General features: G+C 64.0%; 20 protein-coding genes and 1 pseudogene. 16 read left to right on the top strand and 5 right to left on the bottom strand.

The window, feature by feature from the left end; genetic code table 11:
- The first annotated feature begins 9 nt into the window (after window positions 1–9).
- Genes lepB through era form a run of 3 tightly spaced genes read left to right on the top strand, consistent with a single transcriptional unit; the run spans window position 10 to window position 2,450 of the window.
- Complete coding sequence (gene lepB / locus ACOZK4_RS11710; protein ID WP_313522680.1) at window positions 10–780, top strand: signal peptidase I; 771 nt, start codon at window positions 10–12, stop codon at window positions 778–780.
- On the top strand, window positions 777–1,496 hold the full coding sequence (gene rnc / locus ACOZK4_RS11705) for a ribonuclease III (protein ID WP_421592036.1): 720 nt from the start codon (window positions 777–779) through the stop codon (window positions 1,494–1,496). The genes lepB and rnc overlap by 4 nt, the downstream gene beginning before the upstream one ends.
- Window positions 1,497–1,505: 9 nt before the next feature.
- Window positions 1,506–2,450: a GTPase Era gene (gene era, locus ACOZK4_RS11700; protein WP_313522677.1), complete on the top strand. Its 945-nt coding sequence runs from the start codon at window positions 1,506–1,508 to the stop codon at window positions 2,448–2,450.
- 36 nt (window positions 2,451–2,486) lie between these two features.
- Here the strand turns inward: era and ACOZK4_RS11695 are convergent, their stop codons facing one another.
- On the bottom strand, window positions 2,487–4,850 hold the full coding sequence (locus tag ACOZK4_RS11695; RefSeq protein WP_421592035.1) for a putative bifunctional diguanylate cyclase/phosphodiesterase: 2,364 nt from the start codon (window positions 4,848–4,850) through the stop codon (window positions 2,487–2,489).
- Window positions 4,837–5,886 (bottom strand): polyamine ABC transporter substrate-binding protein, encoded by a 1,050-nt coding sequence (locus ACOZK4_RS11690; protein ID WP_421592034.1) that lies wholly within the window; start codon window positions 5,884–5,886, stop codon window positions 4,837–4,839. The genes ACOZK4_RS11695 and ACOZK4_RS11690 overlap by 14 nt, the downstream gene beginning before the upstream one ends.
- A 230-nt stretch (window positions 5,887–6,116) precedes the next feature.
- Here ACOZK4_RS11690 and ACOZK4_RS11685 point away from each other — a divergent pair, with 230 nt between their 5' ends.
- Window positions 6,117–8,426 carry a Tex family protein gene (locus ACOZK4_RS11685; RefSeq protein ID WP_421592033.1) on the top strand — a complete coding sequence of 770 codons (2,310 nt, stop codon included), beginning with the start codon at window positions 6,117–6,119 and terminating at the stop codon, window positions 8,424–8,426.
- A 139-nt stretch (window positions 8,427–8,565) separates the two neighbouring features.
- Window positions 8,566–9,459 (top strand): BKC/GPC family carbapenem-hydrolyzing class A beta-lactamase, encoded by an 894-nt coding sequence (gene bla / locus ACOZK4_RS11680; RefSeq protein WP_421592032.1) that lies wholly within the window; start codon window positions 8,566–8,568, stop codon window positions 9,457–9,459.
- A 33-nt stretch (window positions 9,460–9,492) separates the two neighbouring features.
- On the opposite strand, the gene ACOZK4_RS11675 is transcribed toward bla, so the two are convergent.
- Window positions 9,493–9,816 carry an ArsR/SmtB family transcription factor gene (locus tag ACOZK4_RS11675; protein ID WP_421592031.1) on the bottom strand — a complete coding sequence of 108 codons (324 nt, stop codon included), beginning with the start codon at window positions 9,814–9,816 and terminating at the stop codon, window positions 9,493–9,495.
- A gap of 70 nt (window positions 9,817–9,886) precedes the next feature.
- Here ACOZK4_RS11675 and ACOZK4_RS11670 point away from each other — a divergent pair, with 70 nt between their 5' ends.
- Together ACOZK4_RS11670 and ACOZK4_RS11665 are read left to right on the top strand one after the other, a co-directional pair.
- Window positions 9,887–10,375, top strand: a complete 489-nt coding sequence (locus tag ACOZK4_RS11670; RefSeq protein WP_421592030.1) for an SRPBCC domain-containing protein — start codon at window positions 9,887–9,889, stop codon at window positions 10,373–10,375.
- Window positions 10,376–10,385: 10 nt separating this feature from the next.
- Complete coding sequence (locus ACOZK4_RS11665) at window positions 10,386–10,748, top strand: hypothetical protein (RefSeq protein ID WP_421592029.1); 363 nt, start codon at window positions 10,386–10,388, stop codon at window positions 10,746–10,748.
- A 3-nt stretch (window positions 10,749–10,751) separates the two neighbouring features.
- Here the strand turns inward: ACOZK4_RS11665 and ACOZK4_RS11660 are convergent, their stop codons facing one another.
- Window positions 10,752–11,462, bottom strand: a complete 711-nt coding sequence (locus ACOZK4_RS11660) for a L,D-transpeptidase (protein ID WP_421592028.1) — start codon at window positions 11,460–11,462, stop codon at window positions 10,752–10,754.
- A 209-nt stretch (window positions 11,463–11,671) separates the two neighbouring features.
- On the opposite strand from ACOZK4_RS11660, the gene recO reads away from it, so the two are divergent.
- The 5 genes from recO to ACOZK4_RS11635 all read left to right on the top strand — a co-directional run bounded on the left by recO (window position 11,672) and on the right by ACOZK4_RS11635 (window position 17,576).
- Entirely contained in the window at window positions 11,672–12,436 is a 765-nt protein-coding gene (gene recO, locus ACOZK4_RS11655) for a DNA repair protein RecO (protein WP_117369295.1), read from the top strand.
- Complete coding sequence (locus tag ACOZK4_RS11650) at window positions 12,433–12,942, top strand: PaaI family thioesterase (protein ID WP_421592027.1); 510 nt, start codon at window positions 12,433–12,435, stop codon at window positions 12,940–12,942. The genes recO and ACOZK4_RS11650 overlap by 4 nt, the downstream gene beginning before the upstream one ends.
- A gap of 160 nt (window positions 12,943–13,102) precedes the next feature.
- Window positions 13,103–15,961 carry a DUF2339 domain-containing protein gene (locus ACOZK4_RS11645; protein ID WP_421592026.1) on the top strand — a complete coding sequence of 953 codons (2,859 nt, stop codon included), beginning with the start codon at window positions 13,103–13,105 and terminating at the stop codon, window positions 15,959–15,961.
- Window positions 15,962–15,997: 36 nt separating this feature from the next.
- Window positions 15,998–16,651 (top strand): HD domain-containing protein, encoded by a 654-nt coding sequence (locus ACOZK4_RS11640; RefSeq protein ID WP_313522654.1) that lies wholly within the window; start codon window positions 15,998–16,000, stop codon window positions 16,649–16,651.
- A 79-nt stretch (window positions 16,652–16,730) separates the two neighbouring features.
- Entirely contained in the window at window positions 16,731–17,576 is an 846-nt protein-coding gene (locus ACOZK4_RS11635; RefSeq protein ID WP_313522652.1) for an MOSC domain-containing protein, read from the top strand.
- On the opposite strand, the gene corA is transcribed toward ACOZK4_RS11635, so the two are convergent.
- A complete protein-coding gene (corA, locus tag ACOZK4_RS11630; RefSeq protein ID WP_421592025.1) occupies window positions 17,573–18,565 on the bottom strand; it encodes a magnesium/cobalt transporter CorA in 993 nt (330 codons plus the stop codon). The two genes, ACOZK4_RS11635 and corA, sit on opposite strands and share 4 nt — an antisense overlap.
- 299 nt (window positions 18,566–18,864) lie before the next feature.
- Here corA and ACOZK4_RS11625 point away from each other — a divergent pair, with 299 nt between their 5' ends.
- The 4 genes and pseudogenes from ACOZK4_RS11625 to ACOZK4_RS11610 all read left to right on the top strand — a co-directional run.
- Window positions 18,865–20,100 carry an MFS transporter gene (locus ACOZK4_RS11625; protein WP_421592024.1) on the top strand — a complete coding sequence of 412 codons (1,236 nt, stop codon included), beginning with the start codon at window positions 18,865–18,867 and terminating at the stop codon, window positions 20,098–20,100.
- A 167-nt stretch (window positions 20,101–20,267) separates the two neighbouring features.
- Window positions 20,268–21,347 (top strand): quinolinate synthase NadA, encoded by a 1,080-nt coding sequence (gene nadA, locus ACOZK4_RS11620; RefSeq protein WP_313522646.1) that lies wholly within the window; start codon window positions 20,268–20,270, stop codon window positions 21,345–21,347.
- 90 nt (window positions 21,348–21,437) lie between these two features.
- On the top strand, window positions 21,438–23,036 hold the full coding sequence (locus ACOZK4_RS11615) for an L-aspartate oxidase (protein WP_421592023.1): 1,599 nt from the start codon (window positions 21,438–21,440) through the stop codon (window positions 23,034–23,036).
- 39 nt (window positions 23,037–23,075) lie between these two features.
- Window positions 23,076–23,431 (top strand): annotated as a pseudogene (locus tag ACOZK4_RS11610) (nicotinate-nucleotide diphosphorylase (carboxylating)); the annotation flags it as partial.

The raw sequence follows: 23,431 nt of genomic DNA, 5'->3' as shown, positions 1-23,431 counted from the left end.
GAGGGCCCCATGTTCGCAAATAAGGAAAAGTCCGGCGTGGCAGAGAAGACAGAAAAGGCCGAAGGCGGCCTGTGGGAAAACGTCAAGGTCATAATCCAGGCGCTGCTGCTCGCTGTGGTGATCCGTACGCTGCTCTTCCAGCCCTTCACCATCCCCTCCGGCTCCATGATGCCGACGCTGCTCGTCGGCGATTACCTCTTCGTCAACAAGTTCTCCTACGGCTATTCGAAATATTCGCTGCCGTTCTCGCCGAACCTGTTCTCCGGCCGCATCTTCGCCAGCGAGCCGAAGCGCGGCGACATTGTCGTCTTCCGCTTCCCGCCGAACCCGGATATCGACTACATCAAGCGTCTCGTCGGCCTGCCGGGTGACCGCATTCAGGTCAAGGACAGCGAGCTCTACGTCAACGGTGTCGTGGTTCCGCGCGAGCACAACGGCTTCTTCCGCGCCGACGACCAGTACGACACGGGCGAGGACGTTCCGGTCTTCCGTGAAAAGCTCGACAACGGCGTGACCTATGACACGCTGGACACGCGCCCCGGCACGGTCGGCGACAACACGCGCGAATTCATCGTGCCCGAAGGCCATTATTTCATGATGGGCGACAACCGCGACAACTCGGCCGACAGCCGTTTCGACGTCGGTTTCGTGCCGGCGGAAAATCTGATCGGCCGCGCCAGCCTCATCTTCTTCTCGCTCGGCCATGACACCGCCTTCAGCGAAATCTGGAAATGGCCGACGAACCTGCGCTGGGATCGTCTGTTCAAGGTCGTTGAATGAAGGGCGCCGTTCCGCTGAACGACGTCAACCGCAAGGCTCTCGAAGAGCTGATCGGCTACGCCTTCACCGACAAGGAGCGTCTCGACCGGGCGATCACCCATGCGAGCGCCCGGCCGGGAAAAGGCAGCAATTACGAGCGGTTGGAATTCCTCGGCGACCGGGTGCTCGGGCTCTGCGTCGCTGAGATGCTGTTTCGCACCTTTCGCGATGCCAAGGAGGGCGAGCTTTCCGTTCGCCTGAACCAACTCGTGAGCGCCGAAAGCTGTGCGGCGGTCTCCGATGACCTCGCGCTGCACCGCTTCATCCGCACCGGTGCGGACGTGAAGAAGCTCACTGGAAAAGCCATGCTGAATGTGCGCGCCGATGTGATAGAGTCGCTGATCGCCGCGATCTATCTCGACGGCGGGCTGGAAGCCGCGCGCGGCTTCATCCTGCGCAACTGGGAGGGCAGGGCGGCCCGCGCGGAAGGTGCGCGGCGCGATGCCAAGACCGAATTGCAGGAATGGGCGCATGCCCGCTTCGGCCTGACGCCGAACTACAAGGTGGACGACCGCTCCGGCCCGGATCACGACCCGCGCTTCACCGTGACGGTGGAGATCAAGGGCGTGAAGCCGGAAACCGGCGTCGACCGCTCGAAACGGGCCGCCGAACAGGTGGCCGCAACGAAGATTCTGGAACGCGAAGGCGTCTGGCCGAAAAGCCAGGCCTCGGATTAAACGGACATCATGACCGAAGAAAACCAAAACCCTGCCGAAACCGGCGCCGCCGTCGAAGGCCCGACCCATTCGGGCTTCGTGGCGCTGATCGGCGCGACCAATGCCGGCAAGTCGACGCTGGTCAACCGCCTCGTCGGCGCCAAGGTATCGATCGTCAGCCACAAGGTGCAGACGACGCGCGCCATCGTGCGCGGCATCGCCATCCACAACAACGCCCAGATCGTCTTCATGGACACGCCCGGCATTTTCAAGCCGCGCCGCCGGCTCGACCGCGCCATGGTCACGACCGCCTGGGGCGGCGCCAAGGATGCCGACTTCATCATGTTCCTGATCGACAGCGAGCGTGGCCTCAGAGGAGACGCCGAGACGATCCTGGAAGGCCTGAAGGAAGTCCACCAGCCGAAGATCCTCGTCTTGAACAAGGTCGACCGCGTCAAGCCGGAAGATCTTTTGAAGCTGACGGCCGCCGTCAACGAGGTCGTCAAGTTCGAGCGCACCTTCATGATCTCGGCGCTGAACGGTTCCGGCTGTGAAGACGTGATGGATTACCTCTCCGCCGCGCTGCCGGAAGGCCCCTGGTACTATCCGGAAGACCAGATTTCCGACCTGCCGATGCGCCAGCTTGCGGCCGAAATCACCCGTGAAAAGCTCTTCCTGCGCCTCCATCAGGAGCTTCCCTATTCCTCGCATGTCGAAACGGAAAAGTGGGAAGAGCGCAAGGACGGCTCGGTGCGCATCGAACAGGTCATCTATGTCGAGCGCGACAGCCAGAAGAAGATCGCACTCGGCAAGAACGGCGACGCGATCAAGGCGATCTCCACGGCGTCCCGCAAGGAACTGTCTGAAATCCTCGAGCAGACGGTGCACCTCTTTCTCTTTGTGAAGGTGCGCGAGAACTGGGGCGACGACCCGGCGCGGTTCCGCGAAATGGGGTTGGATTTCCCGACGTCGTGATTTTGAGAGTGGGGCTGCGATGCAGCCCCATTTGCTTTACGCCCGCGCCCGACGCTCCGGGCTTTGCGCAACTTCGCGCGCCTTTTCCACCAGCCGCTGCATCGCCCAGATGCCGAGCTCTTCGATCGGCTGGGGTTTGCAGATGAGATAGCCCTGGTAGAAGTCGCAACCGGCGGCGGCGAGCAGGCCCATTTTCTCCGTCGTATCGACGCCTTCGGCAATCACCGACATGTCCTGCGCGTGGCAGAGCGCCACGAGCGCGCGCAGCGTCGGAAGGGCGGCCGAGCGGGTGAGGCTTTCGACCAGTTCGCGGTCGAGCTTGATGGTCTCGGCCGGGTATTCGATGATCTGCTGCACCGAGGTATAGCCGGCGCCGAAATCGTCGATCGAGATGCGAAAGCCACGGCTGCGCAGGATCTCGATGTTGCGGCGCGACTGCTCGCCGAGTTTCACCGCAAAGGTTTCCGTCAGCTCGATCTCGATGACGCGGGCATCCACGCCATGCCGGTCGGCGCATTCGCAGAAATGGTCGCTGATCGACTTGGTGTAAAGTTCGGCCGATGAGATGTTGATGCAAAGGATCGTCTCGGCGCCGAACAGCTTCTTGATCTGGCCGTACTCCGCCATTGCGCGGTCGATCACCCACCAGTCGATCTTGCTGAACAGGCCGGTCGTCTCGGCGATCGGAATGAATTCGTCCGGCGTCACGCGGCCGAGAACCGGGGAATTCCAGCGCAACAGCGCCTCGCACCCCATAACCTTACCGTGGCCATCGACGATCGGCATATAGACGAGGTGGAATTCGCGGTCGGGATCGAGCACGCGCAGCTCTTCTTCGATGCGGCGCTGGCGGTTGCGCTTTTCGTGCAGCGAGCGGGAATAGCGCGCCGAGCCGTTCTTGCCTTGGGATTTCGCCTGGTACATGGCGGCATCCGCGTTGGCGACGAGCTCGGGCAGGGTGCGGGCGTCCTCGGGATAGACGGCGATGCCGATGCTGGCGGTGACCGGATAGGCCTTGTCCAAAACCTCGAACCCTTCGCCGAAGAGCGCCAGGATCTGGTTCGATGTTTCGGTGATCGTGCCGCTTCCCGGCTGGCAGCGCAGCATGATGGCGAATTCGTCGCCGGAAAGCCGCGCGAACAGACCGTCCGGCAGGCCGCGTTCCGTGACCGCGCGCGCGACGATCGCCGAAATACGGTCGGCGAGAACCTTCAGAAGCTCGTCACCGATCTTGTGGCCGTGTTTGTCGTTGACGAATTTGAAGTTATCCACGTCGATGAAGAGCAGGGTGCAGCCGATATCCTCGGCTTCGGCCTCTTCGAGGATCTGGGTGGAGCGGATGTTGAAATATTCGCGGTTGGAAATGCCCGTCAGCGTGTCCGTCCACGAGGCGTTCTGCACGAGATCGAAGGACTGCATCGAATGGTCGTGCAGGCGCTTGACGTTGGCCGACAGGCGGCCGATCTCGCCGGCTTCGTTCATCTCGGGAAGCGCGCTGCGGCTGCCGGTCATCACGTCGGTCAGCTGGCGGTCGAGGCGGGCAATGGGATTGGTGATGTAGCGGCGCACGAGGCCGAGCACGAGCACGATGGTGCAGAGACTGAGCGCGATGGCGCCGAGCGCCAGCAGCGATTTCAGCGTCCACAGCCGGTCGTTCAGGAACATCGGATCCGGCGTCAGGCGCGCGAAGAGCGAGGGGCTGAGCGTCGCGGTGGCCGAGAGTGCGCCCTGGGCGAGAAGCTGGTGCTGGCCGATCTCGATCTCAGCGCCGTATTCCTTCTCCAGCGCCCGCTTCATGTCGAGGAACAGTTTTGGCCTGACCGCCGTCTGCACCAGGATCGCGCCGTTCTTGGCGCTGGCGACGGGACGGTTGAAGGTCAGGGGGTCGATGAATTCCGAATGCACGATCAGCGGCTCGATGCCCTCGACATCAAGATAGCTCCAGGAGGACAGCCGGGGGCTTGCGATCACCTGGCGGGCATGCTCGACCTGCTGGCGCGTGATCTCGGCAAAGGGATCGTCGCTGTTCTCGTAGTAGTAGTCGACCGTCAGCGGCGGGCGGATGATGGCGACGGAGATGAATTTCTTGCCGTCATCGGAGAGCGAGGTGATGCTCTGCTGCAGGCGCACGCCGAGCGCGTTGCTGCGATAGGCGGCGTCCGGCTCGTTGACGAAGAGGCGCACGGCGCCACCCTCGACGAGTGAATAGATGAGGCTGCGGTTCTGCGTCACCTCGTTCTGGAAGACGGCCGTCAGCAGACCCATCTGCTGCCAGAGCCGCGCGCGCTCCAGCCCGATGACCGAAGAACTCTGCACATAATAGATCAGCGAGGCCGCAAGCACGTAGCCGGCCAGAATGACGGGAAAAATGAGGGAGAGGGCGCGTTTACCGAGCGTCACTGATCTTGGCCAGACTGCTGATGATGCGGCGGCGGGCCTGCACCGATTGTACGGTCAGTTCCTCCTGAAACTGGCTTTTGGCCAGGATTTCCGGTGCGGCATAGATTTCGGGATTGGAGCGCATGTCTTCCGGCAGCAGCGCCAAAGCGGCGGTGCTGGCGGTCGGCATGTTGAGTTTGACGGCGTTGCGGGCGCCGTTCTTGGCGTTGCTGATGTAATCCACCAGCTTCAGCGCGAGATCCTTGTTTTCAGAGCGCGCGCTGACGGAAACACAGTCGAGCCAGGAGAGCGTTCCCTCCTTCGGCACGACATAGCGCCAGAGGCCGGGCGAAGAAACCTTGTCGTTCAGCGTGTATTGGTCGCCGCTATAGCCGAGCGCCATCCAGATGTTCGGCCCCTTGTCGGCGCTCTGGATGGAGGTGATGACATAGTCGTAGGTGAGCACATAGGGCACCTGCGCCTTCATCAGTTCATAGGCCGCCTTCAGCGTTTCGTTGTCATTGGCGTTGACCGACTTGCCGAGCAGTACGAGCGGGGCGACGAAGGCCTCGGCATGGTCGTCATACATGGCGATGTGGCCGCGCAGGCTCTCAGTCGGCTTCATCATGTCCGCCCAGGAGGTGGGCGGCGTGGTGATCTTATCGGAGCGATAGAGGATGCCCATCGTGCCCCAGAGATAGGGCACACCGAAGCCGCCGCAGCGCGTCGTCCAGGTTTCGGCATAGTCCTTGAGCGATGGCACCATTGTGGTGTCCAGCGCCATGATGACGCCGCGGTTGCCATAGAGCCGCGCGCCGTTCTCGTTGGTGAGCACCACATCGACATTGCTGTTGGGGTCGGCGAGGATTTCGTCGCGCGCATCGCCGCTGTCGTAGAAGGTCTGGCGGACCTCGACACCCGTCTCGGCCGAGAAGTCCTTGAGAATCTGCCCATCGATATAAGATTCCCAGATGAGCAGGTTGAGCGTGGCCGCGCCCGCGGGAGCAGCCGTGGCGAAGGCCGTCAGTGAGACTGCTGCAAAAAATGCGCCGCGCATGCCGAAGGCCCCGTTTCCCCTACGGGGACAAGATAGGCGGCAAGACTTTATGAAGCGTTACAACCGGTAAGCTCCTGTTTTTGTCCATTCAACCCTGATGCACTTCTGCATGGCGGGGCAGCCCGTGATATATGTTGTGGACGTGGCGATGGCCCGTCCCGCCTGCGATTGGCCTGTTTGCGGCCGCGCACTATGGTCGCCGCCCCGCCTGCCACCCAGAGGAGTTCGACATGGCCCCGACACCGCAGAAGATCGCAAACCTGATCGCATCCGAGATCAAGGCGAGCGCCGCGCAGGTTTCCGCCGCCGTCGGGCTCTTGGACGAGGGCGCGACCGTGCCCTTCATCGCGCGATACCGCAAGGAAGTGACCGGCGGTCTCGACGATACGCAGCTGCGCACGCTTTCCGAGCGGCTGACCTATCTGCGCGAGCTGGAAGCCCGCCGCGCCTCGATCCTCGAGAGCATCGCGGGGCAGGGCAAGCTGACGGACGAGCTTTCCGGCAAGATCGCCGCCGTCATGACGAAGGCCGAGCTCGAGGACATCTACCTGCCCTACAAGCCGAAGCGCCGCACCAAGGCGGAGATCGCCCGCGAGCGTGGCCTCGGGGCCCTCGCCGAGCAGATACTCGCCGACCGCGCTTTGGTACCCGCGGAGCTCGCCGAAAAATTCCTGTCGTCCGAGGTGGCGGATGTAAAGGCGGCGCTGGAAGGCGCACGCGACATCGTCGCCGAGCAACTGACGGAAAACGCCGATCTCCTGAAGCGCCTGCGCGAATACATGAAAAGCAATGCCTTCTTGCGTTCCCGCGTGGTCGAGGGCAAGCAGGAGGCCGGTGCGAAGTTTTCCGACTATTTCGACCACACCGAACGCTGGGCGACCGTGCCCGGCCACCGGGCGCTCGCCATGCTGCGCGGCTGGAACGAGGAATTTCTGTCGGTCGATATCGTCGTCGATCAGGACAGCACCGAGCCGGTCAAGCCCGTCGAGCGCATCATCGCCTCCTTCTATGCGGTCGGCGTGAAGCCGGGTGACAAGTGGCTGGCCGAGGTCATCGGCTGGACGTGGCGCGTCAAGCTCTCCATGTCGCTGTCGCTCGACCTGATGCGCGAGATGCGCGAACGCTCCGAAGAGGAGGCCATCCGCGTTTTCGCCCGTAATCTCAAGGACCTGCTACTCGCTGCCCCCGCCGGCACGCGCGCCACGATGGGCCTCGATCCAGGCATCCGCACCGGCGTCAAGGTCGCTGTCGTCGACAATACCGGCAAGGTGGTCGAGACGACGACGGTCTATCCGTTCCCGCCGAAAAACGACGTGCGCGGCACGCAGGCCGAGCTTGCCAGCCTCATCCGCAAGCACAAGGTCGAGCTGATTTCCATCGGCAACGGCACGGGCAGCCGCGAGACGGAAAAGCTGGTCGCCGACATGCTGGCCCAGTTGCCGGGCGCAAAGCCCACCAAGGTCATCGTCTCGGAAGCCGGCGCCTCGGTCTATTCGGCCTCGGAAACGGCGGCCGCGGAATTCCCCAACCTCGACGTCTCACTGCGCGGTGCCGTCTCCATCGCGCGGCGCCTGCAGGATCCGCTCGCCGAACTGGTGAAGATCGAGCCGAAGTCGATCGGTGTCGGCCAGTACCAGCACGATGTCGACCAGGGGAAACTCTCCCGCTCGCTCGATGCGGTGGTGGAAGATGCGGTGAACGCCGTCGGCGTCGATCTCAACACGGCCTCCGCGCCGCTGCTCGCCCGCGTGTCCGGCCTTGGCAAATCGTCCGCGGAAGCCATCGTCGCGCATCGCGATGCCAATGGCCCCTTCGAGAGCCGAAAGGAACTGATGAAGGTCTCCCGCCTCGGCGCGCGCACCTTCGAACAATGCGCCGGCTTCCTGCGCATTCCGAACGGTAAGGAGCCGCTCGACGCCTCCTCGGTGCATCCGGAAGCCTATGGCGTGGCGAAAAAGATCGTCGCCGCCTGCGGCCGTGACGTGCGCACCCTGATGGGGGATAGCGCCGCGCTGAAGCAGCTCGATCCGAAGGTCTTTGTCGATGAGCGCTTCGGCCTGCCGACGGTCAAGGACATCCTCGCCGAACTGGAAAAACCCGGCCGCGACCCGCGCCCGGAGTTCAAGACCGCGACCTTTGCGGATGGTATCGACGACATCAAGGATCTCAAGCCCGGCATGCTGCTGGAGGGCACCGTCACAAACGTCGCCGCCTTCGGCGCCTTCGTCGATATCGGCGTGCATCAGGATGGCCTCGTGCATGTCTCGCAGCTGGCCGACCGTTTCATCAAGGACCCGCATGAGGTGGTGAAGGCCGGCGACGTTGTGAAGGTGCGTGTGACCGAGGTCGACGTGCCGCGCAAGCGTATCGGCTTGACCATGCGTAAGGACGGCGGCGCGCCCGCCGCCCGCGACAACGCCCCGCGCAACGACAGGAACACCCAGATGAAGCCGAAATTCAGCCAGGCCGCGCCCAAGCAGCAGGCGCCCGCGCAGGGTGCCTTCGGTGCGGCTTTCGCCGAGGCGCTGAAGAAGAAATAAGCCCTAGTTTTCCTAATGGCTGCCGGCAGAAATCGTCGTTTGTTTTGACCCGCCCTTTTGCGCATAGTCGCGACAGGGGCGGGTTCAAACGGGCCGGGCGCAGGGCGCTCCGCTGCCTGAAAGACAGGAAAATTGACCTATGACGATGACGATTTCACGCCGGCAGGCGATTGCCGGTGCTTTCCTTGCCATTCCCGCTGTCTCAGTCATGGCCGGCATGGCAAGGGCTGCCTCTGGCGGAAGCCCGCAGGAGCAGCTTGCCGAACTGGAAGTGCGCCACAAGGGACGCTTCGGCGTTGCCATACATAATCTCGCAACGAACGCCCGGCTCGGCCACCGCGCCGACGAGCGTTTCCTGATGTGCAGCACCTTCAAGGCCCTGCTGGCCGGACACATCCTCGCCCGCGTCGATCGCAAGGAGGAGGCACTGGACCGCCGCATCGTCGTCAAGAAGTCGGATCTCATCGACTGGGCGCCGGTCGTCGAAAAGCGCGTCGGCGGCAAGGGCATCACGATTGCCGAACTCTGCGAGGCGACGATCACGCTCAGCGACAACGCCGCCGCCAATCTGCTGCTCGGCGCTTCCGGTGGCCCCAAGGCGGTCACGGCGTTCCTGCGCGGTCTCGGCGACGATATCACCCGTCTCGACCGTACCGAGCCGACGCTCAACTATCATGAAACGCCTGATGACGAACGCGACACGACCACCCCGGTCGCAATGACCGAAACATTGCGGAAGCTGATCTTCACGGATGTGCTTTCGCCGCGCTCCAAGGCCCAGCTTGCCGCCTGGCTCGTCATGAACAAGACGGGCGATAAACGGCTGCGCGCCGGCTTCCCGGCCGACTGGATGACCGGCGACAAGACCGGTACGAATGGCGACAAGGCCGGCAATGCCAATGACGTGGCCGTCGCCTGGTCGCCGAAACGTGGCGCGATCGTCGTTTCGGCCTTCGTAGAAATGCCCGGTATTTCCGGCGACGAGCGCAATGCCCTCATCGCCGAAATCGGTCGCATCGCTGCTGCCGTCTGATCTTTGGTTAGGCGCCGTCGAAAAGGCGGCGCCTTAGCTGTCCAGTTCGCCCTTCAGCGCCGAAAGCACGCTCATCGCATGGCTGGCGTACTGGCTGATCCAGCGATCGTGGATCGCCTGGATGGGCAACGCGTTGAGGTGGTTCCAGCGTTCGCGGCCCTCTTTGCGGGGAATGATCAGGTCCGCCTCTTCCAGCACCTTCAGATGCTGCATCACCGTGCAGCGATCCATCTCCGGGAACTTCTCGCACAGCGCGCCCGTGGTCAGCGGCGCGACCTTGATCGCATCCAGCATCTGCCGCCGCTTTCCATTGGCGAGCGCCTTGAAAACGGCGTCTTCAGTCGATTCGCTTGACATGTTATGTTTTTATAACATATTTTGACGTGGTACAAGACGGAGGAGGGCGGTGCGCCCCAAGGAGGATGGCATGACGCTGGAATTTCGTGTGAACGGGCGGATCGGCAAGCCGGTCGCCGAGGTCTTCGATGCGGTGGTCAACCCCAAGAAGCTGAGCGGCTATTTCACGACGATCGGCGGCGCGAGTGCGCCGCTTGTCGAGGGTACCACCGTGACGTGGTGGGGCATGGCCCCCGTCATCGTCGACAAGGTGGAGGAAAATGCGCTGATCGTCTTTCGCTGGGATGCGATGGTCGAGGAGGGCGAGGCGCCTTACAAGACCCGCGTCGAGATGCGCTTCAAGCCGCTGGAAGATGGCGGCACGATGGTGACCATCGCCGAGACCGGCTGGCGCGACAACGACCGCGGTCAGAAATCCTCCTACATGAACTGCGAGGGCTGGTCGCAGATGCTCGCCTGCATGAAGGCCTATGTCGAATATGGCATCAACCTGCGTGACGGCTATTACCCGAGCGAACTCAAGGGCGTCGTCACCGCCGAGCAGCAGGATTTCACGTGAGGAGGCCGCGATGAGCGCGCAGATCAAAGGCGGCATTAACATCGCCATGAAGGTGCCGACGCATCAATATGCAGCAACCGTCGCTTTCTATCGCGATGTCGTCGGCCTGAAGCCCTTCGAGGCGAAAGCGCCGGCCATCGGCTTCGAACTCGGTCCGAACCGGTTGTGGATCGACGAGGCGCCGAATTACAGCCAGGCCGAAGTCTGGCTCGAGCTTTTCACGCCCGACCATGCCGGCGCCCTTGGCCATCTGGAGAAGAACGGCGCCGTGCGCTGCGACGCCGTCGAGGATCTGGGCGTGGGTTTCCGCGGCGGCTGGATCATGAACCCGGCCAACATCGTGCACATGGTCCGCGAACCCGACGCCTGGTAATCCCTAAATGGCGGCCGGCGGCACGAGACCGTCGGCGGCCGCCATCGGCGTCGTCTCGCTGGCCGGCGTCTGGTGCTGCAGCACGACGACGCGGCTGCCCGTGGGCACGCGGCTGTAGAGATCGATGATATCCTGATTGAACAACCGCACGCAGCCGCTGGATACGGCCTTGCCGATCGACCAAGGCTCTGACGTGCCGTGGATGCGGAAGAGCGTGTCCTTGCCGTCCTTATGGAGATAAAGCGCACGCGGGCCGAGCGGATTGGTGAGACCCGGCTCCATGCCGCCGGCCCATTTCAGGTTCCGCTCCGGCTCGCGCTTGATCATGGTCGGCGTGGGCGTCCAGCGCGGCCATTCCGCCTTGCGGCCGATGCGCGCCGTGCCCTCGAATTCCAGCCCCGCCTTGCCGACGCCGATGCCATAGCGCATCGCCATGCCTTCACCCTGCACGAGATAGAGGAAGCGGTTCTGCGTATCGATGACGATGGTGCCGGCCGGCTCCATCGTCTGATAGGCGACCTGCTGTCGGAAGTATCTCGGGTTCACCCGGCTGATATCCATCGCCGGCAGCGGGAAGCGCTCGTCGGGATGCGGCCCGTACATGGCGACATGCATGGGATCCGGCCCTTTCCTCTTCACCTCCATCGTGGTCGTGGCGCAGCCGGTAAGCGTTGCGGCAAGGGCGAGAAGGGCAAGCGGACGGAACACACACATCAAGACGGCACCTGTCATTTCGAAGTTCAAATCTGGCCTTTGCGGCGCTTGGCCGGGTCTTCGGGGGCAAAGTCGGCGCGGGCAGGGCGAGAAAAAAGCGAAACTGTGGCAAGGGCTTAGGTGTTGCCGATGCGCCACGCGTCGTTCCGACGCACGGGGAGGAGCCCACCGGCTTGCGGCAAACCGGCGGACGGCGTAAGGCTTCAATCATGCAATGGAGTGACGAGGCCATCGTTCTGGGCGTGCGGCGCCACGGCGAGACATCCGTGATCGTCGAGGTGATGACGCGCGAGCGCGGGCGCCATCTCGGCATGGTGCGCGGCGGCCGTTCACGGACCATGCAGCCGGTGCTCCAGCCCGGCAATTCCGTCGATGTCACCTGGCGGGCAAGGCTCGACGAGCATCTCGGCGAGTTCCGCGTCGAGCCGCTCGAACTGCGCGCCGGCCGGCTGATGGAGACGGCGACCGCCGTCTATGGCGTGCAGGCCATGGCGGCGCTGCTACGCTTCCTGCCGGAGCGCGATCCGCATCCGCATCTCTATGAAGCGCTCTCCGTCATTCTCGGCCATCTGCACGAGCCGGCCGATGCCGGCGAGCTGTTCATCCGTTTCGAGCTCGCCGTGCTGAACGATCTCGGCTTCGGGCTCGATCTCCTGGAATGTGTCGCGACGGGCGCGAAGGACGATCTCTGCTACGTCTCGCCGAAATCCGGCCGTGCCGTCTCACGCGCCGCCGGCGCACCCTGGGCCGACAAGATGCTGGCGCTGCCCGCCTTCCTGGGTGACGAAAGCCGGCACGCGGCCGACGCCGCCGCCCTTGCCGATGGCTTCCGCCTGACGGCCTTCTTCCTCAACCGCCATGTTTGCGAACCGCGCGGGCTGGAACTCGCCAATGCCCGCGAGGGCTTCGTGCAGGCGGCGCTGAAGGCGCTCGGCGGACCGAAAAACGATCAACCCGAAGAGGCGCATGCATGACGGTGGAAATCTATCCGGGGCTGACGGTCGGCGGCATCGGAACGCTGCCGCTCGACGTAGTGAAGCGCGACGGCGGCCTGAAGGTCTTGCAGGCGATGCTGGCGGGCGCGCTGCCCGCGCCGCCGATGTGCCGCACACTCGCCTTCTCGATGACCGAAGTGGAGGACGGCCACGTCGTCTTCTCCGGCATGCCCTCCGCCGATCACCTCAATCCGCTCGGCACCGTGCATGGCGGCTGGACGGCGACGGTGATGGATTCGGCACTCGGCTGCGCGGTCTTCTCCGTCATCAAGCCGGGCGAGGCCTATACGACCATCGAATTCAAGCTGAACCTCGTGCGCCCGGTGCTGCCCAGCATGGGCGAGGTGTTCTGCGAGGGGAAAATCATCCATCGCGGCCGCACCATTGCCACGTCGGAAGCCTGGCTGCGCGACAAGAACGGCAAGCTTCTGGCGCACGGCACGGAAACCTGCGCCATCTTCCCCATCGAAAACCTGATGCGATAAAGCAATTCCAGCAAAAGTGCGAAGCGGTTTTGCGTCCGGAATTGCGTGAAAACAAAGAACTAGGCTCCGAAGAGATTGCCCGCCTGAAACGTAACCCCGTTTGGCGTTTGGATAAAACCGGGTAGTCTCGCCGCCCGGACTGTGCCGTGCTGGAGACGCAATGCTCGAAATACTCTCTTTGGTCGCGATTGGCCTCGCGCTCTATACCCTCAACGCCTCGCGCAATAGCGCGCAGAAAATCGGCGCAGAGGTGATGCGGCTGAAGGGCGAGATCGAGGCGCTGAAGGCGAGCGGCATCGCAATCCCAGCCACCGAAGCCGAACCGGTTGCCGAAACACCTGAAGCCGCGCGGGAGGAGGTAACGGACGAGCCTGTAGCGGCCGATTTCGCGAGCCCCTGGACGACAAAAAGCGGCGAGGTGGATGCAGGCCGCGCGATCTTCGGTGGCGAGACCTCCACCGTGCCGGCCGAAACCGTTGCCGCGAGCGAAACGGCGGAAGAGGTGGCGTCCGCACCCGCCGCTGCGCCGGCCCGCCCGAAGGAAAGTTTCGAAAGCCGCATCGGTGCGCGCTGGGCCGTCTGGGTGGGCGGTATTGCGCTGGCGCTCGGCGGCATCTTCATGGTGAAATATTCCATCGAGGCCGGATTGCTGAGCCCCGCCGTGCGCCTGTCGCTGGCCGCTGCTTTCGGCTTGGTTCTGATGGCGGCAGGCGAATTCGTGCGCCGCCGCGCCCAGCCGCTGATCGCCAATGCCTTCCAAAACGCCATGATCCCCGGCGTGCTGACGGCTGCCGGAGCCATCACGCTCTTCGCCGTCACCTATGTCTCCTACGAATTCTACAGCTATTTCGGCCCGGTCACCGCCTTTGTGCTGCTCGCCGCCGTCTCCTTCGCCACCATCGGCCTCTCGCTGCTGCACGGGCAGGCGCTCGCCGGGCTGGGCCTCTTGGCCTCCATGCTCACCCCGGCGCTGGTTGCGACGGAAGAGCCGAGCGCCTGGGGCCTGTTCGGCTTCCTCATCGTCGCCTGGCTCGCCACCTTCGCCGCCTCGCGCATCCGCCACTGGCAGGTGGTGCCGGCGCTCGCCAATGCCGGCATGGCGCTGTGGGCGGTGCTCTACCTCTCGCAGGCCAGCAATATCGATGTGGTGCCGGCGCTGGTCGCCATGCTGGTGCTTGCCATAGGCCACGGCCTGATCTGGCCGGGCAATGTCACGACCGAAGATCTGCCCGCGCCTGCCGACGCCAAACCCGCCGATGCACTGGATCGTCTGCTCACCCCACCGGCGGCGGCCGTATCCGTCACCGGCGCGCTCGCCATGGCCTTCCCGGCGCTGGTGCTCGCAAGTGCCGTCCCGGCACTCGCCCATGCGGATTACGCCTTCGTCATCGTCGTCCTGGCCCTTGCCGCCCTCGGCGCCCTGCGTGGCTGGGCGATCTATCCGGCGATCCTTTCCGCAGTCGCCGCCGTCATCGGCGTGGTGGCGATGGTCGGTCTGCCGGATCAAGGGCTGATCGACGGTTTCGGCGGTCTCGCGCTGCCGGCGGTGGAAGGGGTGGTCCCCGCACCACCGATGGCGGAAAGCACCTTGCCCGTGCCGGTCCTCGGCCTGGTGCCGGTCAATCTGCTGCTGATCCTCGCGGTTATCTATGCCGCGGTCGGCCTTGCGGCGATACGCCTGCGCATGGCGGGCTCCAGCGCTTTCGCATCCCTCTGGAGTTTGCTCGCACCGGCCGTGCCCTTCGCGATCCTGACCATTAGCTTCTTCAACTTCGGCAACCTCTCCTTCGATGCCAAGCACGGGCTTCTCGCCGCGCTGCTCGGCCTCGTCTTCTTTGCCGCCGCGGAAGCCTTTTCGCGCGGAAAAGGCGAGGAGGACGGCCTCTTCCTTCCGCAATGGACGCTGTCGGCCGGCGGCTTCGCCTTCCTTGTTCTCGCGCTCCATGCGCTGACCGATGGCCTCGCCACCACGCTCGGCATTGTTGCGCTCGGCACCATCGCGGTCTTCGCCACCCGCCTGCGCCGCTGGCCGGTGCTGCCCTGGCTGATGGCCGGTGCCGCCGCTGTCGTCGCGGGCCGCATCGCCTGGGAGCCGACCATCGTCGGCGCCGCGAACCTCTCGAAAACGCCTGTCTTCAACCAGCTTCTCGCCGGTTACGGCATTCCCGCAGCGCTTCTGGCACTCTCGGCCTTCGAGCTGCGCCGCTGGCCGGGGGAGCGCATCCGCAATCTCCTGCAGGCGCTTGCCAGCCTCTTCCTGTTGCTGACGGCCGCGATCCTCGTGCGCCACGGCATGAATGGCGGCGTGCTCGACAGCTCCGTGCCGACGCTCGGCGAACAGGCGACCTATACGCTGCTCGTCATCGGCGCATCCGCCGTCATGATGTCGCTCGACCTGAAATCGCCAAGCCCCGTCTTCCGCTACGGATCGATGGTCGTCGGCGGACTCTCGGTTCTCTCGGTGCTGAGCGCTCATTTCATCGGCCTCAATCCCTATTTCACCGGCGAACTGCTTGGCAAATGGCCGGTGCTCGACCTGCTGCTCGTCGGCTACCTGCTGCCCGGCATCGCCTATGGCGGCCTTGCCTGGTATGCGCGCGACCGGCGGCCGATGCCCTATGTCATCATGCTGGCACTCTCCAGTGTTGCGCTGGTCTTCGCCTGGGTTACGCTGTCGGTTCGCCGCTACTGGCACGGCGAGGGCATTGCGGATTGGAAGGGCTTCCTCCAGTCGGAGACCTATACTTATTCGGTCGTCTGGCTGCTGCTCGGCGTGCTTCTGCTGGCGGTCGGTTCGAAATTCGATTCCAAGAGCATCCGCCTTGCCTCCGCCGGCCTCGTGCTGATCGCGGTGGTGAAGGTCTTCCTGATCGACATGGCCAATCTCGAAGGCATCCTGCGCGCGCTGTCCTTCATCGGGCTCGGCGCGGTGCTGATCGGCATCGGCCTGTTCTACCAGAAAATCCTCTCGGGAAAGTCCGGGACGGGTGAAAAGCCGGAATTGAACGCGGAAGCATGACGGGGTAGGTCTCGGGGCAACAACACCGGATACCCCATGTCCTTCACCTGCCTCGCCGCTGCCTTCACGCCCCTGGGACCGCTTGCCGCGCGCCTGCTGCCGCAGGCCTTCGCGGCCGATGACGGCTCACATGACGCGGCCCATCTCATCCGCGTGTGGAAGAACGCCCGGCGCATCCAGGCGGAGGAGGGCGGCGATCCGCGCCTGCTCGCCGCTGCCGTGCTGTTGCACGATTGCGTGGCCGTGGAGAAGAATTCGCCGCTGCGCGCCGAGGCTTCGCGGCTGGCAGCCGAAAAGGCCGCGACGCTTCTGGCTGCCGAAGGCTGGAGCGATCCGGATGTGTCCTCCGTCAGCCATGCCATCCTCACCCACAGCTTCTCCGCCAATATCGCGCCCGAGACGCTGGAGGCGAAGATCGTGCAGGATGCCGATAGGCTCGATGCCATTGGCATGGTGGGCGCGGCGCGCTGCTTTTATATTGCCGGCCGCATGGGCAGCGGCCTCTATGATCCCATGGATCCGCTCGCTGAAAACCGCCCGCTCGACGACAAGGCCTTCGCCATCGATCATTTCGAGGTGAAGCTGTTCAAGCTGGCGGATGGTTTTCAGACGGCGGCAGGCGCCCGCATGGCCTTGGAGCGCACGCAGCGGCTGCGCGTGATCCGCGACATGCTTCTGGATGAAATCTGAACGAAAACATGCTTTTGTGCCGCCGGATTGAATCGCTTCGGCAGAGCGTTGAATCAAAGTTTCAAGGAAGGGACGTCCGATGAAGATCGAGGGCCTCAACATTCACCCGCTGAAGAGCGGCCGGGCCATCCCCGTCGAAAGCGCCACGGTGCGTATCGATGGCCTCGCCGGCGACCGGCGCTTCATGATCGTCGAGCCCGACGGCCGCTTCATCACCCAGCGCGAATTGCAGGCGCTGGCCCGCGTCGAGGCAACCGCGGTGGGCGAAAGCCTGCATCTCGAAATGGAGGGCCGCCAGCTCTTCGCGAGCTTCGAACCGGAAGACCGCCTCGACGTTACCGTCTGGGATAGCCCCGTCAACGCCGCCGTCGCCGACGAAGCGGTGAACGACGTGCTGTCCGACTGGCTCGAGCGCCCGGTCAAGCTCGTCCACATGGACGCGCTGGCGCACCGCGCCGAGGGGGAGGACTGGGCAGGCCAGCCGGCCCCCGTGGGCTTTGCCGATGGCTTCCCCATCCTCGTCACCACGACCGGCTCGCTTGCCGATCTCAACCGGACGCTGGTCGCCAAGGGCCAGGAGCCCGTCGGCATGGATCGCTTCCGCACCAACATCCTCGTCTCCTGCGACGATCCATGGGAAGAGGACCTCTGGGAAGCGATCGAGATCAACGGCATCGTCTTCGATTTCGTTAAACCCTGCGCCCGCTGCATCATGACCACGCAGGACCAGATGACCGGCGAACGCATCGGCGGCAACCCCATCCAGGGCCTCGCCGAAAAGCGCATGTCCGCCGACCGTCGCGTGCCCGGCGTGCTCTTCGGCTGGAACGCCGTGCCGCGCAGCGAAGGCGAAATCCGCCTCGGCGACACGGTGCGCGTGACGAAGACGCGCACCGAGCGCTGGCCGATGAAGGTGCGGGCCTAAACCCAGCCGCGCCGCTTGAAATAGAGATAGGGCATCAGCGCCGAGATAATCATCAGGCCGACGGCGTAGGGATAGCCGAAGTGCCATTGCAGCTCGGGCATCAGCTCGAAGTTCATGCCATAGGCCGACGCAACCAGCGTCGGCGGCAGGAAGACCACCGAGGCGACGGTGAAGATCTTGATGATCTGGTTCTGCTCAAGATTGATCAGGCCGAGCGTCGCATCGAGCAGGAAGTTGATTTTCCCCGACAGGAACGCGGCGTGGTCGCCGAGCGAGGTGGCGTCGCGTTGCACGAGCTTCACCAGCTGGCGGATTTCCTTCGATGGCTTGCGCGTCGGCGTCTCCAGCGCCGCATGGTAGGCGACGAGGCGCGAGATGCTGACGAGGCTTTCACGCACGCCGCTCAGGAAATCGCCCTTGCGGCCGAGCTGTTCGATCAGCGCTTCCAGGTTCCGTGTCTTCTTGGTGGAGGAGGCCTTCTTGCTGCGGAAGACCTCGCGCGAGATACCGTCGATCTCGTTGCCCAGCCGCTCCAGCACATCCGCCATGCGGTCGATCACGGCCTCGATGACGCCGAGCATGACGTCTTCGCCGTTCTCATAGCTGTGGCCGTTGCCGCGCAGCGCTCGCGCGCAGAAGGTGGCGAAGGGCTTTGCGTCAGCATGGCGCACCGTCACCAGCGTCGGGCCGCGCAGGATGAAAGTGATCGGCGTCTTGGCCGGCTCGTCGCTGTCGAGATTGGTCAGCGCCGTCATGGTCATGAAGGCGGCGCCGTCTTCCTGATAGAGGCGGGCGGACAATTCGATATCCTCCATCTCCTCGCGCGTCGGCATGGCAATGTGCAGCGCGGCCTCGACGTCCTTTACCTCTTCCGGCGACGGGTTGAGGAGGTCGTACCAGAGGGCAGGCGCGATGGCCTGTTCGATGGCGGGATTGGAAATGTCGCGCAGGCAAAAACGGTCAGCCTTGCGGGCATAGATCTGCAGCATGCTTTGCTCCTTGGAGGGCGCTCTCGCCATCCGGAGCAAGCCGAAACGCTGCTACCGGACGGGTCGCTTCATCGCTCTCGATAGTCGACTGTCGGGGTCCATTGATCTTATCCGGGTTTCATTGGCGTCCTGTGACGCCGAAGGGTGGGATGCGCCCAAAATCGTTCCGCGTCAAGCACATCCGCCGGTCGCTTGAATCGAAATATCCCATCAATGAGGCTGATCGCTCGGTCAATTAAATTCGCTTTTGTTAATTGATAGTGCGACGTAAATTTCGCGCACCTGATTTGGAGACGCCCATGTCCGCCCCATCCACCGTTGCGGCGCCCGCCGCGAGCCGGCCCATGCCCTGGCTCATCATCATCGCCGGCTCGCTGATCGCCGTGCTCACCTTCGGCCCGCGCTCGGCGATGGGCTTCTTCCAGCTGCCGATGTTGCAGGATACCGGCTGGGACCGCACGACTTTCGGTCTCGCCATGGCCTTCCAGAACCTCGCCTGGGGCGTCAGCCAGCCGTTCTTTGGTGCCATCGCCGACAAGTTCGGCACCTGGCGCGTGCTGCTGATCTCGGGCCTCGTCTATGCGCTGGGCCTGTTCCTCATGTCGCTCGGCACATCGCCGCTCTGGCTGCATATCGGCGGCGGCGTGTTGGTTGGTCTCGGCGTTGGCTCCGGCTCCTTCGGCATCCTGCTGTCGTCCTTTGCACGCAATGTCACGCCCGAGCAGCGCTCTATGGCGTTCGGCATCTGCACGGCGGCAGGCTCTGCCGGCATGTTCCTGTTTGCGCCGCTGTCGCAGGGCCTGATCAGCGCCTATGGCTGGTCGGACAGCCTCGTCTATCTCGGCATGCTGATGCTGCTGGTGCCGCTCATCGCCATTCCGCTGCGCGGCAATTCCTCCTCAGGCATCACGTCGGCAAACGAATACAAGCAGACGATCGGCGAGGCACTGCGCGAAGCGCTCGGCCATCGCAGCTATTTGTTGCTCGTGTCCGGCTTCTTCGTCTGCGGCTATCAGGTCGCTTTCATCACCGCGCATTTCCCGGCCTATCTCGGCGACCTCGGCATCGATGCGCGTTACGCCGTGATCGCACTGGCGCTGATCGGCTTCTTCAACATCATCGGCTCGCTCGCCGCCGGTTTCATCGGCCAGCGTTACTCCAAGCCCTATTTCCTCGCCTATATCTACATCGCCCGTTCGGTTGCCGTTTCGGCCTTCATCCTGCTGCCGAAATCGCCGACCTCGGTCATCATCTTCGCCATCGTCATGGGCCTGCTCTGGCTCTCCACGGTGCCGCCGACCAATGGACTGGTCGCCATCATGTTCGGCACGAAGCATCTCGGTCTGCTCGGTGGCATCGTCTTCCTGTCGCACCAGGTCGGCTCGTTCCTCGGCGTGTGGATGGGCGGCTATCTCTACGACCATTTCGGCACCTACGATCCGGTGTGGTGGCTCGGCGTGGCGCTCGGCATCTTCGCGGCCATCGTGCACTGGCCCATCCAGGAAAAGGGCGTTGCCCGCCCGGCCATGGCCTGACGAAATCACGCCGCCGCCCGAAGGATTTCGGGCGGCGCTTCTTGCAAAGCGTCACAAAAGTTTCTAAATCTGAACCACCGGCCCATGCCGGTTTTGTTTTACGGCTATTATGCTCAAATTGAGCAAAATAGCGAAGCCGCCGGAATCCGGCGGAAGAGGAGGGTTCCATGACCGTTCTGGCCCCGCATGCGGCAGAAGCCGAGGCTGCGCGTCCGCTCACTGCCGCCGAGCGCTTCGGTGTCCTGGAAAAACCCGACCTCACCTTCACGCCGGAAATCGCCCGCGAGACGGAGCACCTTTACGAGAAGGTGAAGCAGTTCATCCCCGCCTTCGAATGGCCTGTTTATGCGCCCTATGTCGCCGCCATCAACCGTCTGAAGCGCGAGCGCGGCGCCGTTATCCTGGCACACAATTACCAGACGCCGGAAATCTTCCACTGCGTCGCCGATATTGTCGGCGACTCGCTGCAGCTCGCCCGCGATGCCACCAAGGTGGATGCCGAGATCATCATCCAGTGCGGCGTGCATTTCATGGCCGAGACCTCGAAGCTCTTGAACCCGGAAAAGACCGTGCTGATCCCGGATTCGCGCGCCGGCTGCTCGCTGTCGGAATCGATCACCGGCGAGGATGTGCGCCTGCTGAAGCAGCGCTATCCCGGCGTGCCCGTCGTCACCTATGTCAACACCTCGGCGGATGTGAAGGCGGAGACGGACATCTGCTGCACCTCGTCCAACGTGCTGGCCGTCATCGAGAGCCTGGAGAGCGATACCGTTCTCTGCATTCCGGACGAATATCTGGCGATGAACGTCGCCAAGCAGACCAACAAGAAGATCCTGACCTGGAAGGGCCATTGCGAGGTGCATGAGCGCTTCACGGCGGCCGAGCTCCTGTCCTACAAGGAAGCCCATCCCGGCATCGAGATCATCGGCCATCCGGAATGCCATCCCGACGTCATCGCCGTCTGCGATTTCGCCGGTTCCACCTCGGGCATGATCAACTATGTGAAGGACAACAGGCCCTCGCGTGTGCTGCTCGTCACCGAATGCTCGATGGCGTCGAACATCCAGGCCGAACTTCCCGGCGTCGATTTCATTAAGCCCTGCAATCTCTGTCCGCACATGAAGCGCATCACGCTGCCGAAAATCCTCGACAGCCTGGTGAACATGACGGAGGAGGTCCTGGTCGATCCGGCAATCGCCGATCGTGCCCGCCTCGCCGTCGAGCGGATGGTGAATTTGAAGCAGTAGCTCTCCTCGTTTCAGGAGGAGAAGGGGCGGGAGTGCCCCGCAGCTCGCCTTCCGGGCAGGAAGGCCGAGCGGCGTGTCGGAGGAAAGACCATGCCCATTGACAGTTTCCGCCCGCAATCCTGGAACGGCATCGACGATATCGTCATCGTCGGCGGCGGCCTTGCCGGCCTGTTCTGCGCCCTGAAACTCGCGCCGCGTCCCGTCACCATCCTCGCCGCGGCGCCGATCGGTCAGGGCGCATCGTCCGCCTGGGCGCAGGGTGGCATCGCGGCGGCCATGAGCCCCGGCGATACCTTCGACAAACACGTCGCCGACACGCTGGAAGCCGGTGCCGGCATCGTCGATGAGAAGATGGCGCGCTTCATGGTCTCCGAAGGGCCGTCGCGCATTCACGACCTGCTCGACTACGGCGTGCCCTTCGACCGCGACCTTGAAGGCAAGCTCATGCTGTCGCGCGAGGCCGCCCATTCCGAACGCCGCATCGTGCGCGTGAAGGGCGACATGGCCGGCAAGGCCATCATGGAAGCGCTCATCACCGCCGTGCGCAACACGCCGTCGATCCGCGTGCTGGAAGGCTATGTGGTTGAAGAGCTGGTGCGCGAAGGCCGCTTCATCTCCGGCGTCATCGCACGGCCGGATGCCGGGCAGGCGAAGAACCGCGTGCATTTCCCGGCGCGCGCCGTGGTGCTCTGCTCGGGCGGCGTCGGCCATCTCTTCGCCGTCACAACCAATCCGTGGCAGGCCTGCGGGCAGGGCGTCGGCATGGCCGCGCGCGCCGGCGCCATCATCGCCGATCCGGAATTCGTGCAGTTCCATCCGACCGCCATCAATATCGGCCGCGACCCCGCACCGCTCGCCACCGAGGCGCTGCGCGGCGATGGCGCGTATCTCGTCAATTCCGCCGGCCACCGCTTCATGCTCGATATCCACGAGGATGCCGAACTCGCCCCGCGCGATATCGTCTCCCGCGGCGTCTTTGCCGAAGTGCAGGCCGGCCGCGGCGCTTTCCTCGATTGCACCAAGGCGGTGGGCGCGCATTTCCCGGACATGTTCCCGACGGTCTATGCTTCCTGCAAGGCTGCCGGTATCGATCCCGTCACCCAGCCGATCCCTGTCGTGCCCGCCGTGCATTACCACATGGGCGGCGTGCTGACGGATGCCGAGGGCCGCACCTCGATCGACGGCCTCTGGGCCGCCGGCGAAGTCACCTCGACCGGCGTGCATGGCGCGAACCGCCTTGCCTCCAATTCGCTGCTCGAAGCCGTCGTCTTCGCTGCCCGCATCGCGGAAAACATCAAGGGCATGCTGCCGGAGCCGAAGCTTAACGACTGGGGCAAGAATGCCGGGGAGAGCGACGACCTCGTGACCATCGAGGACAGCGCCGCCCTGAAGCGCCTGCGTCGCATCATGAGCGATCAGGTAGGCGTCATCAGGACGGGCGAGGGCCTGAAGGCGGCGATCCGCGAGATCGCGGCGCTGGAGCGCGAAAACAGCCGCATGCGCTTCCACAACATCGTCACGACCGCCAAGCTCATCGCAACGGGCGCGTATCTTCGCGAAGAAAGCCGCGGCGGCCACTACCGCTCCGATTTCCCCGAGCAGAAGGCCAACTGGAAACACCGCACCTTCATCACGCTCGCCGAAGCCGACAAGGTCGTGGCGGATCTCTCGGAAACGGCGGCGGCGTGATCCCGCCGTCTTCCTCTCGACATTGAACAGGACAAGCTCATGACCAGCTCCTATCTCCCCGTCCTCTCCCCCCTGATGGTGGAAGACCAGGTGCGCGCGGCCCTTGCCGAGGATCTGGGCCGGGCCGGCGATATCACCAGCCAGGCGACGATCGGGCCGGAGATGAAGGCGACGGCGGAGCTGAATGCGCGTGAGCACGGCGTCATGGCCGGGCTCGATCTGGCGCGCGAGGCGTTCCGGCTGATGGATCCGTCGATCCGTTTCGAGGCCTTCGTGAAGGACGGCGACAGGCTCGCGCCCGGGACGGTCATCGCGAAAGTCTCGGGACCGGCGCGGGCGGTGCTTTCGGCCGAGCGGGTGGCGCTGAATTTCCTCATGCATCTCTGCGGCGTCGC

The organism is Shinella sp. M27 (genome assembly GCF_049199905.1).
In the GTDB taxonomy this organism is placed as follows: Bacteria; Pseudomonadota; Alphaproteobacteria; order Rhizobiales; family Rhizobiaceae; genus Shinella.
The sequence above is the reverse complement of the archived record's forward strand: the minus strand, read 5'-3'. Positions and strand labels throughout refer to the sequence as shown.